The organism is Granulicella sp. L60 (assembly GCF_009765825.1).
Taxonomy (GTDB): Bacteria; Acidobacteriota; Terriglobia; order Terriglobales; family Acidobacteriaceae; genus Edaphobacter.
The window spans coordinates 163,910-185,295 of record NZ_LMUR01000011.1 but is presented as its reverse complement, the minus strand read 5'-3'; the positions used below and the strand labels follow the sequence as shown (position 1 = coordinate 185,295).

Genomic DNA, 21,386 nt, shown 5'->3' with positions numbered 1-21,386 from the left:
CGAGATCAGGAGTGATTCCGAACGTTTTTTGCACAGCATGATGCGAAGGTTTTATCCCTGGCACGGGGCGTATAACCGAGGTATGGATGTTGCAGAGCTTCTGCCGGTAGAGATCATAGAGGCGCTGGAGCGTGGCGCGACGGTGGTCACAGGAAACCAGCGGGCGGCGCGGACCCTCCAGCACGGCTTTGACCTGCGCAATAAGGAACTGGGCCACACAAGCTGGACACCGACCGCTGTAACGGCGTGGGAGACATGGACGACCGCGCTGTGGCGCGAGCTGCTTGTAGCTGGAGAGGACTCTCGACTTCTGCTGAACCGGTCACAGGAACACGCGGTATGGCGAACCGTCTTGGAGGCCGATGAAGAGCTCGCCAGTCTGAAGACAGTTGAGACCCTCGCAGAGATGGCCGCCGAAGCATGGCGCCTTCTATGGAGCTACGAGGGACAGCGTAAACTGCGAGGCTCCGGAGGAAGCTCCGATGCGCGCGCGTTTCAGCGCTGGGCACAGATGATGGAGGGCGTGTGCCGTACCGAAGGGTTCGTCACACACGCTCAGTTGGAAGAGGTGCTGCGCAGTGCGGTTCAGAAGGGCCAGCTTGCGGCCGCGAAGAGCGGCTTGGTGCTGGTTGGATTCGACACCCTGACCCCGGCGCGGGAGACTTTGCTGGAGACTATGCGAACAGCGGGGATGTCGATCTCGGAGCTGCCGGTGAGCGCAAAGGCCGAGAGAACAGTGTTGGTGGAGGCGACAGAAGAACAAGAGGAGTTGCGCACTGCCGCACGCTGGATAAGAAGTCTCCTGGAGTCACAAGAACACGCTAGCGTCGCAGTAATTGTTCCAGGGCTGGAGAGCGAACGTCGAGAGATCGACCGAGTCTTTCGCGAATTGCTGGCCCCCGAGCTCGAGGATATTCGCGCTGGAAATGAGATCGGCCCATATGAGTTTTCGCTTGGCGTCGCGTTGTCGGAGACGCAAATGGCATCGGTTGCGCTCGACCTCTTGCGCTGGGCCATGGAAGCCCTGCCGCTGGAGCGGGTGAGTATCCTTTTGCTCTCGCCCTACGTTGCGGTGGCGAATGAGGAGCGCGGACCACGCGCAGAGTTCGATGCGTTCGAGCTGAGAAAGAAAAGGATGCTGCGTCCGGAGATCTCGCTGGAGGCAATGGTTGCGCTGATTGAGGGCTCGCGCCGCAGATCAAAGCTGGGGCATCTACTAAGCGCGCTGCGCCGGATGGATGCGGTAGCACGGCGGATCGAAGGCCTGAATGCACGAAGCCATGCCGACTGGGCCGATGCGATGCGAGAACTTCTGGAGGCCGCCGGATGGGGGGCAGGAGTGAGCGAGACCAGTGTCGAGTTCCAGACACGGCAGAGGTGGGAGAGCGCGTTCGATGAGTTGGTAACACTCGACTTCGACGGGATCAGCGTGGACTTTGCGCACGCGCTGACGGGACTTGAGCGGATCACGCGGCAAACAGTCTTTGCGCCAGAGTCACGAGAGGCTCCGGTCCAGATCATGGGGCCGCTCGAGGCCGCGGGCAGTCGATTTGATGCGGTATGGTTTTTACGCGCGGGCGAGTTCAGCTGGCCAATGGAGACACGGAGCAGTTCCCTGCTGCCGTGGACTCTACAGCGAGAGCTTGAAATGCCTGGAACCGATGTCGCCCGAGACAGTGAAGAAGCCCGGAGGATGACGAAGCGAATTGCAGAGAGTGCTGCGACAGTGGTGTTCAGCTATGCGCACGAGAGCAAGGACGGGACACAGCGGCCTTCACCTGTTCTGCATGCAAAACTCGCTTCTGAAGATTCTGACGTCCCGCACCAGACGGTCTCCGATCTGGAATTTGTAACTGCCAGAGAACTTATTGATGATGAGCCCAATCGGATAGTGGTCTCGCTGGAGGAGCTTGAAGATATAGAACGCGTGGGAGAACTGCCCGACCGTGTGATTCCAGGAGGCGCGAGGATCCTGGAACTCCAAGCAGCGTGCGGGTTTAGAGCCTTCGCAGAGCAAAGGCTTTGGGCGACAGAGCTGGCGTCAGTCGAGCCCGGGATGGATGCGCGTGAGAGCGGCACAGTGGTGCACAAAGCGCTGGAGTTGTTCTGGGATGAAGTGAAAACGCAGGATCAGCTTCGTTCAATGACCGAAGAAGAGCGAGAGGAGGCATTGGAATGGAGCATCCGAGAAGGATTGAAGAGAACCGCAGAGTCGAGCTCGACCGCGTGGGATATAGCCTATGTAGAGGTGCAACGGGAGAGGCTGCGCAGACTGTTGCGTTGGTGGTTGGAACTGGAGTTGGAGCGAGCACTGCCCTTTGAGGTGAGAGGAAGCGAGACGGAGTTTGCTGACGTGCATGTGGGACCACTCCGGCTGAGCGTGCGTATGGATCGCGTGGACATGGTCGAAGGTGGAGAGATACTGATCGACTACAAGACAGGAGATGCTTCGCCGAGCGACTGGCTGACGGAGAGGCCGGATGCGCCACAACTCCCCCTCTACGCGATTCTCTCTAAGCCTGAGAGCCTGCAAGGCGTAGCCTTCGGCTTAGTACGAGCTGGAGAAGGACGTGACTTGAAGGGCTATTCGGTAGGTCATGGCGTGCTGCCAAAGATCTCCAGGATGAAAGCAGCTACATTGGAGGACCAAATTGCGGAATGGCGGCGGGTCCTGGTGAATCTCGCGGAAGAGTTCGCTAACGGCGATGCAAGAGTGCGGCCAAAGACCTATCCGGCGACATGTGCCCACTGCGGACAGAGGCTGTTGTGCCGTCTCGATGTGACAATGCTCGATGCAACCGACGAAGACCTAGAGGAGGCGAACCGTGGGTGAACTGTTTCTTGTACCCAATGCAGTTCACTCGCAAGATAGCGTCGATGGTCGTCCACCGGACTGGAACCAACGTGAGCACGCACTCGACGTGCAGCAGTCATGGATCGTGGAGGCTCCCGCCGGTTCAGGCAAGACGGGCTTGCTCATCCAGCGTTATCTAAAGCTCCTCGCAGATGAAAGCGTGGAGAAGCCGGAGCAGGTCCTTGCGATCACGTTCACCGTCAAGGCCACCAACGAGATGCGCGAACGCGTGATGGCGCAACTTCAAAGTGCTGAGCGCCGCGACAGCATCAGTGACGCCTCAAGCTTCGATCATGCTACGCGCGAGCTGGCGGAAGAGGTACTAAAGCGCGACGCCCTGTTTGCATGGGGATTGCTGGAGCATCCTCGCAGATTGAATATCCGCACCATCGACTCCGTATGCGGTGAAATCGCTCGCCTGCTGCCGGTACTATCGGGAGGCGGTGGACGGATGGCTCCCGTGGAGGACGCGACGCTGATGTATCGCGAGGCAGCCCGCCAGACGCTCATGCAACTCGGCGGTGCAGACGCGCAGATGGACGAAGCCTTCAGAACTATTTTGCTGCATCGTGATGGAAGCCTGTCGGACTGCGAGCGTTTGCTCGTAGAGATGCTTCCACTGCGAAACCAGTGGGGCGAGCTCGTTCCTCTCCTTGGCCAGCCGGGGATGGATGAAGAGTATCTGGACCTCGAAGTGCTGCCGCAGCTGCAACGCACGCTGGAGCAGGCAGTATGCGTCGGCCTTACTCAATTCGCGCAAGCCGTCCCTGAAAGTTTTCTACGTGCGCTCGCTGCGCTGGCCTCATCGCTAGCGGAGATCGAGCCCTACGAGCGAGAACGATCACCGATTGCTGCGTGTGCAGGCAGGGTAGGTGTGCCTTCGACCGACGCCGCGGAACTTGAGCACTGGCGAGCGTTGATTCATCTTCTGGTGACGCCGTCTGCGCGTACTTGGAGAAAGAGTTTCGCAAAGAACACACTGGGATTTGAGACGACACCGCATCAGAAGAGGAGTCTAAAAGCGCTGCTCGATGAGGTAGCGCACAGAGACGATCTGCTGCGAGCGATCGAGCGGGTGAACCAGCTGCCACCGGCAATCTATCCGGAGGAGCAGTGGCGAGTAGCAAAGGCATTCTTCCGCGTGTTGAGCCGTGCCCTTGCGGAACTGCAAGTCATCTTTGCGCAGCGTGGCGAGTGCGACTTTGCGGAGATGGGGCTGCTGGCGCAGGGTGCGCTCGAGCGAGAAGGAGCAGTAGAGGATTTAAATGCGGCGCTGGGCATGACGCTACAACACCTATTGGTGGATGAGGTGCAGGACACCTCGACTAGCCAGTACAGACTGATCGAACTTTTGACCGAAGGCTGGGACGGGCATAGTCAGACGGTATTCCTTGTGGGCGACCCGAAGCAGTCGATCTACCTGTTTCGACAGGCAAGAGTCGAGCGCTTCGTCCGAACCATGCAGACAAGACTTCTAGGTGATCTACCTCTGGGATGCCTGCGGCTAACAGCAAACTTTCGGTCGCAGCGCGGCTTGGTAGAAGCGTTCAACGAAGACTTTTCGCTTCTATTTCCACGTGAGATGATTGCGGCAAATCCTGAAGAGGTACCGTATGTCGAAGCTCGAGCAGTGAGAGGGGAATCAAAATACGAGGCGCGCAGTATGGTGTGGCATGCGCGAGCGGTGGATCTGGAGGATTCGATTGAAGAGAAGAGGGCGGCGCGGCGGAGACAATCTAAATTAGAGGCCCGAGAGGTACGTACGGTCATCCAGGATTGGCGTGCCCGGCCTCTGCCCCAAGGCCGAACAGCGCCGTGGAAGATCGCGGTGCTGGTGCGGAGCCGAAATCTTCTCACCGACATTGTCGCAGAGCTGAAAGACGAGACGCGCGGCTCAATTCCCTTTCGCGCAGTCAAGATCGAAGCGTTGGGAGAGCGGCAGGAGGTACTCGACCTCTTCGCGCTAACGCGTGCGTTGCTGCATCCCGCAGACCGTGTAGCGTGGTTCGCGGTCCTACATGCTCCGTGGTGCGGGCTGGGAATGGCCGATCTGCACATGCTTGCGGGTGCAGATGATTTTGGATTAGCGGAGCGGTGCGTCGAGGATCTTATCGCCGAGCGCGGAGATCTGTTGAGCGAAGAGAGCTGCACGAGGCTGGCGCGAGTGTGGCCTGTGCTGCAAGCGGCTGAGAAACATCGTACAGTGCTGACGACGGCGCAGTGGGTCGAGCGAACCTGGCGGTCCTTGGGGGGCGATGTCTATCTGGAGACTGCAGAGATGGCTAATGCGCGTCGTTATCTGCAGTTGCTCGATCAGGTGGAGGAGCAGGCTGGCACGATGGACCTTAGCCTCTTGAAGCGGCGGTTGGATCAGTTGTTCGCCGAACCTGCGGCAACCACGGACGCGGTTGATCTGATGACGATCCACGGTGCTAAGGGGTTGGAGTGGGACGTGGTGATAGTGCCCGGGCTGGAGAAGAGAGCGCAGGCCAGCCGCGAGAGACTCCTGACGTGGAGCGAGATCGATTCGGGAGATGCTGAGGCTGCGCCGATCGTGCTTGCACCTATCGCAGGCCGGGGCGAAGGCTCGAAGGAGTTGAACGTGTGGCTCAAAAACATGGACAAGACGCGTGAAGCTGCAGAGAGAAAGCGACTGTTCTATGTGGCATGTACTCGGGCGCGGGAGGAGTTGCATCTGTTCGCCTCTCCCGAGCGAACATCGAAGGGCGAAATTAGTCGCGCATACGGAAGCCTCCTGGCCACGGCCTGGCCTGCCGCACAGAGACACTTCGCAACAACGAATGCTGAAGATGCGACTGGAACTGAAGTTGTCTCCGAGAGAGGCTCGGATGCGATAGCAAAGATGTTTGAAAAGTCGCTCGTCACCGAAGTAGAAGATTTCGTTGTAGACCTCGCAGCAGAATATGAGAAAGAACAGGCTCGACCATCTTTGCTACAACGATTGCCACTCGGGTTCGAGCCGGCGATGCGGTTTGAAGCTATGCGAAGACTGTCGTATGGAGACAGTGCAGTAGCGCCTGCGTCAACCCGCTTTGAAAGGCCGGAGGGTTCGTTTGAGGCAAGATCATTTGGAAATGCGGTGCATGCGTTCGTGGAGAAGATAGCACAGCGACGAGCAGAGGGTGTCGGTGTGGAGGATCTATTGCAGCAGATAGCAGGATGGTCCCCGCGAATTGCAGCGGTCCTGCGCGGAGACGGTCTGTCGCCCACAGTTGTCGAGCGCCTAGTGGGGCGTGTGAAGACGGCCCTGAACAATATGCTGCGAGATGACGCAGGCCTTTGGCTGATCCGCACCCACGACGGAGCTTCGAGCGAGTTTGCGCTGACCTCCTGGAGCGAGAGCCGAAGCACTGTGCGATTCGATCGCCTCTTTATGGCCGGAGAGAAGCCCCTTGAGCCGGGTAGTGATTACCTGTGGATCATCGACTACAAGACTGCATCGCACGGACGCGAAGGAATAGAGGAGTTCTTAGCCAGCGAACGCGTGAAATACGGGGCGCAGATGGCAGCCTACGCACGTGCTATGCAAGGACGCGTCGATGCGGGAAGTGTACGGGTGGGCCTGTATTACCTAATGCTGCCGAAACTAATCTGGTGGGAGCCTTAGACAGCAGAGGCGTTGTGGCGCACGTCTGCCCCACGTACCCAGAAGATGACGTCTTCTGCGATGTTCGTGGCGTGATCCCCAACGCGCTCGAGATTACGAGCGATAATTAGAGCGTTGAGAGACTGTGGAGTCAGCTCAGGCTTCTCTTTGATAAGCGAACTCAACGCATAGAACGCGGCGTCATTCATCTCGTCAACCTGATCGTCCATCTGGAGGACAGACTCAGCCATCTCAGCGTCGCCTTCGATAAAAGCCTGAAGCGATTTGCGAACCATTGCGGAGGAGAGCGAGGCGAGCTTCGGAATGTCCACAGGCAGGTCAGTGTTGGCGAAGGCCCCCATCTCGCGGACGCGAACGGCAATGTTGACAGCCTGGTCGCCCACGCGCTCGAGGTCCGCGTTGATGCGGATGACCGACAGGATGAACCGAAGATCGATAGCCATGGGCTGCTCCATCGCGAGCAGGTCGAGCGCCATCTGATCGATCTCGCGCTCAAGCCGATTGATCGAGGGTTCAGCGCGGAAGACCAGTTCGCAGATAGTGAGATCGCGTGTGCGATATGCCTCGATAGAGCGCTGGATCGCCTGCTCGGCCATGCCAGCCATCACAAGCAGCTTCTCTTTGAGGTCGTCGAGGCTCTGGTGAAATTTGACGCGCATCAACCGAACCTCCCGGTAATGTAATCTTCCGTACGCTTGTCCTTGGGATTCGTAAAAATCTTGTGGGTGGAATCAAACTCGACCATCTTCCCATTGAGGAAGAAGCCAGTGTTTTCGGCCACACGCGCAGCCTGCTGCATGTTATGCGTCACGATGACGATGGTGTACTGAGACTTAAGCTGGAAGATAAGATCTTCGATCTTTGACGTGGAGACAGGATCGAGCGCGGAGGCGGGCTCGTCCATCAGGAGCACCTCGGGATCGACCGCAAGAGCACGGGCGATGCACATGCGCTGCTGCTGGCCGCCGGAGAGCGAAGCGCCGGACTTTTTCTTGAGATCGTCCTTCACTTCTTCCCAAAGCGCCGCCTGCTTGAGCGAACGCTCTACCGTCTCGTCAAGGATGCGTCGATTGCGGAAGCCGTTGAGCTTGAGTCCGCTGATGACGTTGTCGTAGATCGACATCGTTGGGAACGGGTTGGGCCGTTGGAAGACCATACCCACGCGGCGGCGGATCTCAACCGGCGAAGCATCCTTGTAGATGTCGATATCGCCCATCTTCACAACGCCGGTGGCGCGGGCGATTGGGTTGGTCTCATGCATGCGATTAAGGCAGCGCACAAAGGTAGACTTGCCGCAGCCCGAGGGACCGATCAGTGCGGTGGCGTGATTCGCGGGGATCGGCAGGTTAATGTCCTGCAGAGTGTGGGTCGAGCCATACCACGCGTTCAGACCCTCGACTAAGATGCCTACTCCCACTAGCTTCCTCCTTTGAGTACGCCGCGGTTGGCAAAGATGCGGACGAGCGTGACTGAGACCATGATGAGAACGATAAGGACGAGCGAGCCCGCCCATGCCAGTCGATGCCACTCGTCATACGGCGAGATAGCGTAGACGTAGATCTGCAGAGGCAGCGCGGCGATAGGCTCGTTCAGTTTGAAGCTCCAGAACTGGTTCCCGAATGCTGTGAAGAGCAGCGGAGCGGTCTCACCCGCGACGCGCGCAAAAGCAAGCATGCAACCTGTGATGATCCCTGGCGAGGCCGTGCGCAGGCTGACCGAGATAGCAGTGCGCCACTTCGGAACGCCCAACCCAAGGGCCGCCTCGCGGATGGCATGCGGAACCGTACCCAGCATCTCCTCGGTGGTTCGCGTGATCGTCGGAACCATCATGATCGCAAGAGCAACGCCACCGGCGAGCGCAGAGAAGTGTTTCTGCTGCAGAACGATCAGCGAATAAATGCTGATGCCCATCACAATTGAAGGGACGCCGTTGAGAACATCTGCGGTGAAACGAACCGCGGTGGCCAGAGGCTTCCCGCGACCGAACTCCGCGAGGTACACCCCGGCGGCGATTCCAATCGGAATTCCCATCAGGCTGGCGACCAGAAGAATAATGCCCGAGCCCACAATAGAGTTCGCCATACCGCCGCCGGACTCGCCGACCGGCGCGGGGATATGAGTGAAGAACGCAAAGTTCAGAGAACTGGCGCCCTTGTAGATCAGATAAAAAAGGATCGCGATCAGCGGCAGAATAACCAGGACAGTCGCCAGAACAGAAAGCGCGCTGATGAAGTAGTTGGTCGCGTTGCGGCGAGCCGTGTTCAGGCGCATCGACCGGGTCTGCAGATCGAGCGGAGGCCGCTGGTTGCTAATGGGTTGCGTGCTCATTAGTGCACCCTCGCCGGAGCGTTGCGCGTGACCGCCCAGACCATGAGACGGGCAATCGTGTTGACGACGATGGTGACCAGAAAGAGCGCGAGGCCGATCTCGATGAGCGCGCTAAGATAAAGATCGCCCGTAGCCTCGGAGAACTCATTAGCGATAACACTCGCCAGCGTATACCCCGGAGCAAAGAGCGACTTCGAGATATCCGGATGATTGCCAATCACCATGGTGACGGCCATCGTCTCGCCAAGCGCACGGCCGAGGCCAAGCATCACAGCGCCGACGATTCCAATGCGCGAGTTACGCAGCACGCCGATCCGGATCATCTCCCAGCGGGTTGCGCCGAGCGCGAGAACCGCCTCGCGTTGGCTGTTGGGCACCGCATTCATGATGTCCCGTGTGAGTGACGAGATGATGGGCAGAATCATGATGGCAAGGATGATACTTGCCGTGAGCAGGCCGACGCCGAAGTTCGCACCCTCAAAAAATCCAGTCCAGCCAAGAGTCTTGACCAGAAACGGCCCCAGATGATCGCGCATCAGCGGAACCAGAACAAAGACCGCCCACAGCCCGTAGACTACCGACGGAATCGCAGCAAGCAACTCAGTAAGAAAAGAGATCGGCGCACGCAAAGGACGCGGGCATAGCTCCGTAAGAAAGACCGCGACGCCCAAAGCCAGAGGAACCGCCATCAACAGGGCAAGCAGAGAGGTCGCCAGCGTCCCGTAGATAAAGGGCAATGCCCCGAAGTCTCCCGAGACCGGATCCCACGCCTGCCGTGTAAAAAACTTCCAGCCGAACTGTACCAGGCTCTGATGAGAGCGAAGGATGAGAATGGTGAGGATGAAGAAGACGATGGCAAAGATACTGAGCGCGCACAGCAGCATCACCGCGGCGAAGCTGTTGTCCGCTAGGCTGCCGCTGCCGCGTTTGCTAAGAAACTCCCGGATGGGCGAGTTCTGCATACCCGGCGAATCCAGCTCCGGTGGCGGCGCAGAGAGTGACGGAGACAGCGTCGATGGAACGGGTAGGGGGGACCCGGGGTTTCGTTCGGTCGTCATGCGGGTAGAGGACACGATCCTGTTGTTCCTGTCAGGTTAACTCCAGGATGATTGTATCGGCCCGGCGGTCTTACGCGGGTCGGACTAAAAAAAACCGCACGGACTGGAGGATCTCAGCACGTCCGTGCGGCCGTAAAGCTATTTGACGCTGGTTATCGTCTTGCGAACCATGTCCTGCACCGGCCTCGGCAGCGGAGCGTAGGTCATGGAGGAGGCCTCAGACTCGCCCTTGTCGAGCATCCAGGTTAGGAATCCAGCCAGCGCCTTGCCCTTTGCGGCGTCGGTGGACTGAACCGGGATCAACAGCCATGTAAAGCTGGAGATCGGGTAAGACTCCGCACCCGGAGCATTGGTGATCGAGACCCGGTAGTCTGCAGGCATCGACTTCGCAGCAGCGGCTGCAGCAGCGGTCACGCCATCGGTAGAAGCCTGGATGAACTTGCCGGCAGCGTTCTTGACCGAGCCGAACTGCATGTTGTTGCCCTTCGCATAGATCAACTCGACGTAGCCGAAAGAGTTAGGCGACTGCCGAACCATGCCTGCAACTCCCTCGTTGCCTTTTTGGCCGATCCCTGTGGGCCACCGGACCGAAGCCGCAGCGCCAACCTTGCTCTTGAAATCAGGGCTTACCTTCGAGAGGAAATCGGTAAAGATGAAGGACGTTCCGCTTCCATCCGAGCGGTAGACCGGCAGGATGGCAGCGTCGGGAAACTTCACTCCGGGATTGTCCTTCGCGATGCGCGGGTCGCTCCACTTCGTGATCTTGCCGAGATAGATGTCCGCAATGACGTCGCCGGAGAAGTTGAGGTTCGCGCTGACACCCTTGAGGTTGTACACGGGGACGACCGCACCGAGAACAGTCGGGATGTGCATCGTCTTGACCTTGGCGCTCTTGATCGCCTCATCGCTCATCGGACTGTCGGTCGCGCCGAAGTCGACGGTGCCTTCTGACACCTGGCGGATACCGCCGCCGGAGCCAATGGACTGGTAGTTGATCTGCACACTGGGGTTCTGCTGCTTGTACTCGCTGAACCAGCGCGAGTAAATAGGATACGGAAACGTCGCTCCCGCTCCATTGAGATTCTGCGCGCCTGCGCCTGCTGCCATAAGTGCAAGTACGCCTGCTGCGATAACTTTCAGTTTCACTTTTCCCCCCTGGGATTGAATACGTCGAACGAATCAATTTGTACATCTCGGATTCGTTTAAGTGTGATGCTCAATTGTTACGGAGATGTTACATCGCAGTAAAAACCGCAAAAACCCTAACCGGAGGAGACCTCCGCCCTTGGCAGGGTGAAAAGGAAGGTACTGCCGGCATTCATCTCACTCTCGGCGCGGATGTCCCCTCCATGTGCCTGTACCGTGTGCCGCGCAATCGCAAGTCCGAGGCCCGTGCCTCCCGACTCCCGCGAACGTGCCTTATCGACCCGGTAGAAACGTTCGAAGATCCGATCAAGATGTTCGGAGGCGATGCCTGGGCCAAAGTCCCGCACGCTGAACTCGACCGAAGGAATGGGTTCGTCGACGTCGCGCGTCGAGATCACGATCCGGCACTGGCTCTGGCTGCGGGCCTGGCCGTACTTGATCCCGTTCTCAATCAGGTTGCTCAGCACCTGGACGATAGCATCGCTGTCGGCCATCACCTCCGTGCGTGTAGTCCCCTCAACCTCGAGAATTGCATTCGCATCCTGCACCAGACCGCTCATCGCCTGCACAGCGTCGCGCACCAAGATATCGGCCGGTATGGGCGCAGGGTGCAGTTCCTGCTCAGAGGACTCCACGCGCGCCATCACCAGAAGATCTTCTGTCAGGCGATTCATCCGGTTCGCATTCTTCAGAATGGTCGTCAGGAACTCCCGAGCCATGGGAGTCAGCGTCGCCTCATGGTCGAGCAGCGTCTCGACATACCCGCTAATTGAAGTAAGTGGCGTACGAAGTTCATGGGATACATTAGCTACGAAGTCCCGCTGGGTACGTTCCACCTGTTCAATGCGCGTGATGTCGTGGAGAACGGCGACCGCGCCACCAGCCGGCATGGGCGAAGCCGCAACCTCAAAGATCCGCCCCGGAAGCAGCGAGGTGGATCGGCCTTCGGTGACGATGCGCTGATCAAGCGCAATCCGGACGCACTCCAGAATGTCTGGGTCGCGGATCGTCTGGACCAGAGCGTGGCCGATGCGGATAGCACTCGAAAACGAAGCCCCCGGAATGAGCCTTTGCATCCGCTGATTCGTCCACTGGATGCGTCCGGCCTGATCGACCGCAACCACCGCATCCTGCATGCTGTCGATCATCGCCTCAAGCTCGCGCCGACTCTCCGTGACTGTGGTCAGCGAGCGGTTGACATGGTCCGAGGCGACCGAGATCGCGTGCGCCAGCCCATCAAAGTCGCTGTAGGGCGGATGCAGCACGCCGACCGAGCGCTCCGGGATGGCCGCGGTAGAGCTTTCAAGCAGCGCAATCCCATTCCGCACTGAGCGGGTAAACAGAAATGCGTTGATCGCCGCCCAACCCAGAACCAGCAGAACGCCGAGGATCCATCCACGCGGAGTAAACCAGACCCGCATCAGTGCGACGAACGCCAGCGCGATCGTCATCCTGAGGAAGAACGAAAAAAAGAGGCCACGCGTCACGGAGTACTCCTGCGCCTAGGCCGAAACGGTCTTCGGAATCTCGAAACGATAGCCTGCGCCACGCATCGTCTTCAGGTAGCGCGGAGTCTCAGCGTCAGCCTCGATCTTCTCGCGGATGCGCCGCACATAGACGTCCACCGATCGCGGTGTGACGAAACGTGCATCGCCCCAGACCGCGTCCAGAAGATGATCGCGGCTGAACACCCGTCCTGGGTGGCGGGCAAGATAATCCAGCAGCCGGAACTCCGTTGCGGTCGTCGTAACCAGCTCTCCGTTGACCCGAAGCTGCATCGCACTCGCGTCGATCTCGACGTTCTCGAACTTCAGCAGCGAAGGCGCGGTAGGGCGTTCGAAGCGGCGCAGCACCGCCTTGACCCGTGCCACCAGCTCGCGGGTAGCAAACGGCTTCGTAATGTAGTCGTCGGCCCCCATCTCTAGGCCCTGTACCCGGTCGTTCTCAGCCGCGCGCGCAGTCAGAAAGATGATAGGAACAACCGACAGCGTCGGGTTCTGCCGCAGGCGCCGGCACAGGTCGAGACCGTCTCCGCCAGGAACCATGATGTCCAGCAGAAAGAGTGCGGGCGGCTGCCGTTCGGCGTCGCTAAGTATTTGATTGATAGCAAGATAGGGTCGAACCGTAAAGCCTGCGCTCTCTAGGTGATACTGAACCAGGCGAGAGATATCCGCGTCGTCTTCCAATACAAAAATCGTCTGACTCAATTCGTGGACCTCGAACTTGCGCTTGACATAGTTAACGTCAGGTTAGCGCACTGTGATCAAAAGATTGCGAACGTACGATGAATCATAAAGCTCAGAACAAGTTAGCGCCACGCTCGTATATTCTAAAGTAACCCTGCCGATGACACCGGGCCCCAGGCAGGGACCAAGCTGCGGAAGAGAAACTGCGTGACCGACCCCAGGCAAGACAAATCGAATCTGGTCCTGTGCGTCGATGACGAGGTCGTCGGCCTGCACGTTCGCAAGCTCCTGCTGGAGCGTGCCGGCTATCGCGTCCTGACAGCGCCCAACGGCCCGGCAGGCCTCGAGATCTTCGCCTCCGAGCCGATAGAAGTCGTCGTACTCGACTACTCCATGCCGGGGATGCACGGCGGCGAGGTGGCCGTCAGAATGCGCCAGGTCAAGCCCCTCGTCCCCATCCTCCTGCTCTCAGCCTACGTCGGTCTGGCGCCCGAAGTAACCTCTCTCGTAGACCTGTATATGACCAAAGGCGAGGGAGCGCCGGTCCTGCTCGAGAAGCTGGAGATCCTGCTTCAGCCTGCAAACACACGGTGAGCGCCATACCTCGATCCAAAACAAGATCCGAAACAAGAGACAAGACAAGACGCGAGACAATCAGCCTGTGAATCTGAGCCAGTTCAACAACGTATTGCGCCAGGTCTTTCTTCTCCCCGTGATCGCCCTTCTGGTGGTCGCCGGAGCGCTCTACCTCCAGATTCGCGGCGCAAACGCCACCGTCAACCTCATCCAGGAATCAGACGCACGCATCTCGCAGGCCACCCTGATCTCCAAACTCGTCGCTGAAGAGGAGTCCGGCCTCAGGGGCTACGAAGCCACCACCGACAGCCGCTTCCTCCAGCCCTTTCTGGACGCTCAGTCCCACGCGGATATGGAGGTCCAACGCCTGAACGGCCTCGCCGGCGCTGACGCCGAAGAGAAGCGCTCCCTCATCGACCTCCGTAACGAACACCAGACCTGGCAGGATGCCTTCGCCCTTCCTCTGGTGTCCACCGTGCGTGCCGGCGGCCAGACCAGCGACGTCGATCTCAACATGCACGGCAAGGAACTGATGGACGAGGTACGGACCGACCTCAACGACATCATCCGCGACGCCGAGGCCAGCCGCACCCGCCGCATCGCGCTCTGGCATCGTCAGGTCCACACCATGCTCGTCTTCCTGCTCCTGCTCGCGCTGGGGATGGGTCTTCTCATCGGCCTCTTCACCCGCAGCCGCCTGCACGCCGTCTCAGACGCCTACCGCACCACCCTCGACCGGCTGGGCAGACGCGCCGAAGATCTCTTCCAATCCGAACAGCAGCTTCGCACCACACTCGACTCCATCGGCGACGGCGTCGTCACCTGCGACGCCGAAGGCCAAGTCCAGATCATGAATCCCATCGCCAGGGAGATGACAGGCTGGAGCCAGGAAGACGCCGCCGGACGCCCGCTCGAAGACATCTTCCACATCGTCGATGGCAAGACCCACGAGCCGATAGAGACCCCCGTCGCCAAAGTCAAACGGCTGAACCGGATCGTCCCCATGGCCAACCACACCGTCCTCATCCGAAGAGACGGAAGCGAACTCGACATTGCCGACAGCGGCGCGCCCATTCGCGACAAGAGAGGCGAGACCACCGGCATCGTACTCGTCTTCCGCGACATCACCATGGAGCGCAAGACCCAGGAGGCGCTCATCGCGAACGAGAAGCTCGCCGTCGCCGGCCGCCTCGCCGCCACCATCGCCCACGAGATTCACAATCCCCTCGACTCAGTCTCCAACCTCCTCTACCTCATGCGCAATGGAGCCACCGTCGAAGAGTCCGGCCGTTTCATGGATATGGCCGAGCAGGAGCTTGCGCGCGTCACCCAGATCAGCCGCGCCATGCTCGGCCTCTATCGCGAGTCCAAAGCCCCTGTAGACGTCGAACTGAAAGAGATACTCCATGAGATCCTTCTTCTAATGGAACGCAGGCTCAGCGACACCGGCGTAAACGTAGACACCTACATGACCGACGCCGTCCACGTAGCCGCCTTCCCCGCAGAGCTGCGGCAGGTCTTCACCAACCTCATCACCAACGCCGCAGAGGCAGCCGGCAAGGGCGGCGAGATCAAGATCAGCCTCTATCCCAACGCATCCGAGTTCGATGCCACCGGACACAAGATGCAGACCGGCGCGATGGTCCGGATCGCAGACAACGGCCCCGGCATCCCCGACGACGTGCAGCCTCACCTCTTCCAGCCCTTCTTCACCACCAAGGGCGAGCACGGCACCGGCCTCGGCCTGTGGGTCAGTCGCGGCATCATCAACAAACACGGCGGCACCATCACGCTTACCAGCGACACCAGCGCGGAGGGCCACGGCACCGTGGTCAGCGTATTCCTGGCCACGGACCCGAAGATCAACGCAGGCGGCGACTAAACAGTCTCCACCCGCGTTCTACCCTGCAGAATCGCTAGAGCCGTTTCGCTATTGCTATAGAGCGACGAATCAACTAATTTAGCCCAACTAATTTAGAAGGTCGTCATTCTGAGCGTAGCGAAGAACCCCCGTATTGTGTCTTTGCCCTTGCACTTGCTGTTGTTCTTGCTCTACACCAACAAGAAACGGTTACAGAGCCCTAAGCTGTTCGGAGATGATCGTAGCCGCCTGCTCGCACATCGCACGATCCACGTCATAGTGCGTCACAAATCGCACCGTCTTCGGACTGATGGCGCTCGCCAGCACGCCCCTCTGCTTCAACCCCGCAACGAAAGCCGGAGCATCGCCGCCCTCACGAAGAGTGAAGATAACAATATTGGTCTGCACCCCTTCAAGATCGATCTCAGCCACCTTAGGCTCCGCCGCCACCGCAGCCGCCAGCAGTCGCGCATTAGCATGATCGTCGCCAAGACGCTTCGGCATCTCATGCAGCGCAATCAACCCCGCAGCCGCCAGAATGCCCGCCTGACGCATCCCACCGCCCAAAGCCTTACGATGTATGCGCGCCTGCTCAATCGCCTTCTTACTTCCCACCAGCATCGAACCCACCGGCGCGCCAAGCCCCTTCGACAGACAGAACATCACCGTGTCGAAACCACTGGTCAACTTCTGCACGCTGATCCCAAGCGCAGTAGCCGCATTAAAAACACGAGCCCCATCCAGATGCACAGGCAGTCCAGCCTCGCGTGCTCCCGCCCAGATCTCTTCAAACACAGGCAGAGGCGTCACCGTACCGCCAGCCATGTTGTGCGTATTTTCCAGCGAGATCAGCGCAGTCTGCGCACGATAGTAGATCTTCGCTCCAATCGCCGGCTGAATATGTCCCCACGTCAGAATGCCCCGCTCCGCCGCAACCGTACGCGCCTGGCAACCGGAGAAGGCCGCCATCATCGCCATCTCCCAATCCAGCACATGCGAGCGCGCCTCACAAATTACCTCCCGGCCATGCTGCGTATGCAGACGAATAGCGATCTGATTGCCCATCGTCCCCGTAGGAACAAAGATCGCCGCCTCGCGTCCGAACACCTCCGCAGCATCCCGCTCCAGCTTATTGATCGTCGGGTCTTCACTGTAAACATCGTCGCCGACCTCGGCGGAAGCCATTGCCTCGCGCATGGCTGGTGTAGGACGGGTAACGGTGTCGCTGCGCAGATCGATCATCATGGTTCAGTTTTCTCCTGAGTTAAATCCCGACAAATGGTTAAAGTTATGGTTGAAGATTTTATGCAGCAGAGGGGATAAGCAATCGACTAAATACCTCATTCGACACCAGCCGGCCCCGCGTCGTCAGACGCATACGATCAGAGTAAAGCTCAAGCAGCCCCGCATCCTGAACTTCGAGCAGAGCAGGCATCGCCGCACGAAGCATCGCATCACCAAACTGATCCCGAACCCGATCGAGATCGACGCCCTCATTCAGCCGAAGGCCAAGAAAAAGCGACTCCTCAAACGCCGCCTCCGCTCCGATGTGATCGACATCCGAGCAAAAAGAAGAGGAAGAAGACACCCCCTGCGACGAATCAAACAATCGCAGCGGCCCTCCCTCCACAACAACACCAAGATATGTCTCCAGATCGTCCGTATTCGCAAAACGCGCAGCACCCTCCGCCGTCAACAACATCGAGTGCGCATCCACGCCAAAACCCAGGTAAGGCTGACGAGTCCAATACTTCAGGTTATGCCGCGAGCGATGTCCACTCCTCGCAAAGTTCGAGATCTCATACTGCCCCACCCCAGCATCATCAAGCGTCAAACAAGCCTGCTCATACCATCCCGCCGCATCGTCCTCCGACGGCACCGCCGCAGCCCCATAGCGCGTTCCCTGCTCCAACATCTCTCGCCCCAGTCGCGAGTCCTCATCCACCTCAAGCAAATAAACGCTCACATGCGGCACTTCGCTCGCAATAGCCTGATCCACCGAAAACTTCCAGCTCTCTTCCGTCTGGTGCGGCAGCCCGGCAATCAAGTCAAGATTGATCTCGCCAACCCCCGCCCTGCGAACACGCGCAATCTCTGCCTCGCACTGCTCCCGCGTATGCAGCCTGCCAACCGCAGCGCTCTCGCGATCCACAAACGACTGCACACCAAAGCTGATCCGGTTCATTCCCTGCCGCTGCAGCTCATCAAGCGTCTCATCCCCAAGCTGACCCGGAGCACACTCAAGCGTGATCTCCGCATCACGCGCCACATCAAACTCCCCGCGCAGCGCATCGAAGATCTGCCGGAACTGCGTCGCCGACAACAAGCTAGGCGTACCACCGCCGAAGTAAACCGTATCCACCGAACCGCCAAGCGATGCGGAAATCCTATCAGCACCAGCTCGCACCGCACGCATCTCCTCGCAGAGCCGATCGACATAACGCGGCATCCGTTCCGCACCGAACGCTCCCGAAGCGAAGTTGCAGAACGTACACTTCGCCTTGCAGAACGGAATCGAGATGTAGATGCCCACAGCATCGCTCATGCGGATCAATGCGCCTCATCCCTATTCTTTCACGAAGATTCTTCCCTTCGCGTGTAACCGATCACCCCAGGTTGTATCCAAATCAACAGAGGTTACTCTGATGTTCGCACTTCGCCCCCACGCCTCATCTCTTGCAGTCTTGGCAATGTGCGTCTCACTCTCGCCCGTAGCCGACGCCCAAACACCCACTCCTCAACGCACCCCCGTACTCGTGGAGCTCTTCACCTCCGAAGGCTGCTCCAGCTGCCCGCCAGCCGATGCCCTTCTGGGCAAGCTCGCCGCCCAGCCCATCGACGGCGCCGACATCATCGTCCTAGGCGAACACGTCGACTACTGGGACGGCGAGGGCTGGCACGACCGCTTCTCTTCCCCGCAGTTCACCCAGCGGCAGAAAGAGTACGGCCAGCGATTAAATATCGACTCCATCTACACACCCCAGATGGTCGTCGACGGCACCGACCAGTTCGTAGGCAACGACGCCTCCCATGCCCAAACCTCAATCCAGCACGCCCGCCAGACGCCCAAGCTCCATCTTGTACTCTCGCGTCCCACCGTCGCTGGCAGACGAGTCTCATCCTCGCTCTCATCCGCCAGCCCCATTCCATCGGACAAAATCCGCGGCGACCTCTACGTCGCCCTCGTCGATCCCACCGACACCACCGAGGTGCGCGGCGGCGAGAACGGCGGCCGCACCCTCCACCATGCAGGCGTAGTCCGCACCCTCCAGCGCGTCGGCAGCCTCAAGGATCTCTCCACCGGCAACCTCTCGTTCAACCTCAGCGCCCCGGCAAACGCAAACCTCTTCCAGATGCGCCTTGTCGCCTTCGTTCAACAGAGCGGACCAGGCGCAGTGCTCGGCGCAGTCGCTACAAACATCACCCCTTAGCCGCTAGCATCAATTCAACGCACCTTCAAACGGAGTCTTACGCCCGCCTGTAGCATCTAGAATATAGACAGCACATGGCAGACGATAAAAAACCGAAGCCCCCCGGGGAAGAGCCCGCGAAGAAACCTGCGCAGGACGACGAGGTCCTCGGCAAAGCCTACGACGGCCGTCTCATGCGCAGGCTCCTCACCTATCTGCGTCCGTATAAACTGCAAACCGCACTCTCCGCCCTCGCCATTCTCTTCAAAGCCGGAAGCGACGTCATGGGCCCTTACCTCGTCAAGGTCGCCGTCGACACCTACATGACCGACGACACCCCGCGCAAGTTCTCCTGGCTCGCCCGTCATCTCAGCCCGCGCCCCATGACCGGCATCACCCAGATCGGCCTCCTCTACCTCGGCGCGCTCCTCTTCACCTACGTGCTGGAGTTCCTGCAAACCTACATGATGCAGTGGACCGGCCAGAAGATCATGTTCGACCTGCGCAGCCAGATCTTCCGTCACCTGCAGCGCATGCAGCCTGCCTTCTTCGATCGCAACCCCGTCGGCAAACTCGTCACCCGCGTCACCTCAGACGTCGATGCCCTCAACGAGATGTTCACCTCCGGCGTCCTCGCCATCTTCGAAGACGTCTTCGTCCTCAGCTTCATCGTCATCATCATGCTGCGCATGAGCTGGCCCCTCGCCCTGCTCACCATCGCCGTCATCCCAATCATTCTCTACGTCACCAAGATCTTCCGCCGCCACGTCCGCGACAGCTATCGTCGCCAGCGCGGAGCCACCGCACGCATCAACACCTTCACGCAGGAGTACGTCTCCGGCATGTCCGTCGTCCAACTCTTCAACCGCGAAAAACGCGCCTTCGACGACTACTCCGCCGTGAATGCCGAGAACAAGCAGGCCTGGACCGACGCCATCTTCGCCTACGCCCTCTACTACCCCATCGTGGAGTTCCTCAGCTCCATCGCCATCGCACTCGTCATCTGGCGCGGTGGCTGGGCTGTCTTGCGCAACCAGCAACACGGCGCAGCGCTCCTTCACTCCTTCTTCGGCACCGTCACCCTCGGCGTCCTCATCGCCTTCATCCAGTACGCGCAGCGATTCTTCCGCCCCATTCAGGACCTCAGCGAAAAGTACAACATCCTGCAGGCAGCCATGGCAGCCAGCGAACGCGTCTTCCGCCTCCTCGACACCGAACCCGAGATCGTCTCCCCCGCTCATCCCATCCCCGGCGACGCCTCAGGCCGCGTCGAATTCCTCAATGTCTGGTTCACCTACCAGACCCTCGACGAAGCTCAGGCCGCACGCGTCGCCTCCGCCACCGACGACGAGCTGCGCGGCTACGCGGACATCGAATGGATCCTCAGCGGCGTAAGCTTCATCATCGACCCCGACGAGACCGCCGCCATCGTCGGCCACACCGGCGCCGGCAAAACCACCATCACCAGCCTCATGATGCGCTTCTACGACATCCAGCGCGGCAGCATCCTAGTCGATGGCGTCGACGTGCGTGAACAGAACATGACTGCACTCCGAAAGCGCTTCGGCGTCGTCCTTCAGGACCCCTTCTTATTCGCCGGCACCATCGCCGACAACATCCGCCTCGGCTCCAAGTGGATCACCGACGAACGCCTCGAGCGCGCAGCCGACGAGGTCAACGTCGGCGACTTCATCCGCACCCTCCCTTTGAAGTTTGCCGAACCCGTGCGCGAACGCGGAGCCACCCTCTCCACCGGACAGAAGCAGCTCATCAGCTTCGCCCGCGCCCTCGCCCACGATCCCGGCATCCTCATCCTCGACGAGGCCACCTCCTCGGTCGACACCGAGACCGAGCTCCGTGTCCGCCTCGCACTCACCCGCATGATCACCGGACGCACCTCCATCCTGATCGCGCATCGTCTCTCCACCATCCAGCGCGCCGACACCATCCTCGTCATGCACAAAGGCCAGCTACGCGAACGCGGCACCCACCAGCAACTGCTCAACCTCCGCGGCCTCTACTGGAAGCTCTACCAACTCCAGTACCGCGACCAGGAACTCGGCACTGGCGCAGACGCAGCCGCCTCCCTCCCCCTCGAACCCCTCACCGCCGACTAACCAGCCTGAAGAATCTGCCCCTCACGTTTCTGGGCTCTCAAAGTTCTCGCTTCGACATACCCAAGGCTCTCGCTCCTGGATATAGTGCAAAGGCTTTTGCGTCTGAGGTAACCCAGTTCTCTAGGCAATATCGACATATAGCCTGAGCGTAAGTGATGGATGGATAGAGAACGTGTCATCCTGAGCGTAATTGATGGATTAATAGAGAAATCGTCATCCTGA

General features: G+C 59.4%; 15 protein-coding genes. 6 read left to right on the top strand and 9 right to left on the bottom strand.

The genetic code is table 11. The annotated features are described in order from the left end of the window. Nucleotides 1-82: 82 nt before the first annotated feature. Together GSQ82_RS07040 and GSQ82_RS07035 are read left to right on the top strand one after the other, a co-directional pair. The gene (locus tag GSQ82_RS07040) at nucleotides 83-2,833 is read left to right on the top strand and encodes a PD-(D/E)XK nuclease family protein (RefSeq protein ID WP_158791588.1); all 2,751 of its coding nucleotides are present in this window, start codon (nucleotides 83-85) and stop codon (nucleotides 2,831-2,833) included. Beyond that, nucleotides 2,826-6,482, top strand: coding sequence for an exodeoxyribonuclease V subunit beta (locus GSQ82_RS07035; RefSeq protein ID WP_158791587.1), 3,657 nt, complete (start codon nucleotides 2,826-2,828; stop codon nucleotides 6,480-6,482). The genes GSQ82_RS07040 and GSQ82_RS07035 overlap by 8 nt, the downstream gene beginning before the upstream one ends. Here the strand turns inward: GSQ82_RS07035 and phoU are convergent. The 7 genes from phoU to GSQ82_RS07000 form a co-directional block, all read right to left on the bottom strand. Then, entirely contained in the window at nucleotides 6,479-7,141 is a 663-nt protein-coding gene (gene phoU / locus GSQ82_RS07030) for a phosphate signaling complex protein PhoU (protein ID WP_158791586.1), read from the bottom strand. The two genes, GSQ82_RS07035 and phoU, sit on opposite strands and share 4 nt — an antisense overlap. After that, on the bottom strand, nucleotides 7,141-7,899 hold the full coding sequence (pstB, locus tag GSQ82_RS07025) for a phosphate ABC transporter ATP-binding protein PstB (RefSeq protein ID WP_158791585.1): 759 nt from the start codon (nucleotides 7,897-7,899) through the stop codon (nucleotides 7,141-7,143). Before pstB ends, phoU begins: the two co-directional genes overlap by 1 nt. Further along, nucleotides 7,899-8,810: a phosphate ABC transporter permease PstA gene (gene pstA, locus GSQ82_RS07020; protein WP_158791584.1), complete on the bottom strand. Its 912-nt coding sequence runs from the start codon at nucleotides 8,808-8,810 to the stop codon at nucleotides 7,899-7,901. The genes pstB and pstA overlap by 1 nt, the downstream gene beginning before the upstream one ends. After that, nucleotides 8,810-9,883 (bottom strand): phosphate ABC transporter permease subunit PstC, encoded by a 1,074-nt coding sequence (gene pstC, locus GSQ82_RS07015; RefSeq protein WP_254061475.1) that lies wholly within the window; start codon nucleotides 9,881-9,883, stop codon nucleotides 8,810-8,812. The genes pstA and pstC overlap by 1 nt, the downstream gene beginning before the upstream one ends. A 123-nt stretch (nucleotides 9,884-10,006) precedes the next feature. Then, the gene (pstS, locus tag GSQ82_RS07010; protein WP_158791583.1) at nucleotides 10,007-11,014 is read right to left on the bottom strand and encodes a phosphate ABC transporter substrate-binding protein PstS; all 1,008 of its coding nucleotides are present in this window, start codon (nucleotides 11,012-11,014) and stop codon (nucleotides 10,007-10,009) included. A gap of 116 nt (nucleotides 11,015-11,130) precedes the next feature. Next, nucleotides 11,131-12,501: a cell wall metabolism sensor histidine kinase WalK gene (locus GSQ82_RS07005; protein ID WP_158791582.1), complete on the bottom strand. Its 1,371-nt coding sequence runs from the start codon at nucleotides 12,499-12,501 to the stop codon at nucleotides 11,131-11,133. A gap of 15 nt (nucleotides 12,502-12,516) precedes the next feature. Beyond that, nucleotides 12,517-13,221 (bottom strand): winged helix-turn-helix domain-containing protein, encoded by a 705-nt coding sequence (locus GSQ82_RS07000; RefSeq protein ID WP_158791581.1) that lies wholly within the window; start codon nucleotides 13,219-13,221, stop codon nucleotides 12,517-12,519. A 186-nt stretch (nucleotides 13,222-13,407) separates the two neighbouring features. Here GSQ82_RS07000 and GSQ82_RS06995 point away from each other — a divergent pair, with 186 nt between their 5' ends. Further along, nucleotides 13,408-13,794: a response regulator gene (locus tag GSQ82_RS06995; protein ID WP_158791580.1), complete on the top strand. Its 387-nt coding sequence runs from the start codon at nucleotides 13,408-13,410 to the stop codon at nucleotides 13,792-13,794. Between the two features lie 67 nt (nucleotides 13,795-13,861). Further along, nucleotides 13,862-15,658, top strand: coding sequence for an ATP-binding protein (locus GSQ82_RS06990; RefSeq protein WP_158791579.1), 1,797 nt, complete (start codon nucleotides 13,862-13,864; stop codon nucleotides 15,656-15,658). A gap of 189 nt (nucleotides 15,659-15,847) precedes the next feature. Here the strand turns inward: GSQ82_RS06990 and GSQ82_RS06985 are convergent, their stop codons facing one another. Together GSQ82_RS06985 and hemW are read right to left on the bottom strand one after the other, a co-directional pair. After that, nucleotides 15,848-16,879: a low specificity L-threonine aldolase gene (locus GSQ82_RS06985; protein ID WP_158791628.1), complete on the bottom strand. Its 1,032-nt coding sequence runs from the start codon at nucleotides 16,877-16,879 to the stop codon at nucleotides 15,848-15,850. Between the two features lie 61 nt (nucleotides 16,880-16,940). Next, nucleotides 16,941-18,182, bottom strand: a complete 1,242-nt coding sequence (gene hemW / locus GSQ82_RS06980; RefSeq protein ID WP_158791578.1) for a radical SAM family heme chaperone HemW — start codon at nucleotides 18,180-18,182, stop codon at nucleotides 16,941-16,943. A gap of 100 nt (nucleotides 18,183-18,282) precedes the next feature. Between hemW and GSQ82_RS06975 the strand changes: the two genes are divergently transcribed. Both GSQ82_RS06975 and GSQ82_RS06970 read left to right on the top strand, forming a co-directional pair. Next, the gene (locus GSQ82_RS06975) at nucleotides 18,283-19,068 is read left to right on the top strand and encodes a thioredoxin family protein (protein ID WP_158791577.1); all 786 of its coding nucleotides are present in this window, start codon (nucleotides 18,283-18,285) and stop codon (nucleotides 19,066-19,068) included. A 74-nt stretch (nucleotides 19,069-19,142) separates the two neighbouring features. Beyond that, entirely contained in the window at nucleotides 19,143-21,164 is a 2,022-nt protein-coding gene (locus tag GSQ82_RS06970) for an ABC transporter ATP-binding protein (RefSeq protein WP_158791576.1), read from the top strand. Nucleotides 21,165-21,386 lie beyond the last annotated feature (222 nt).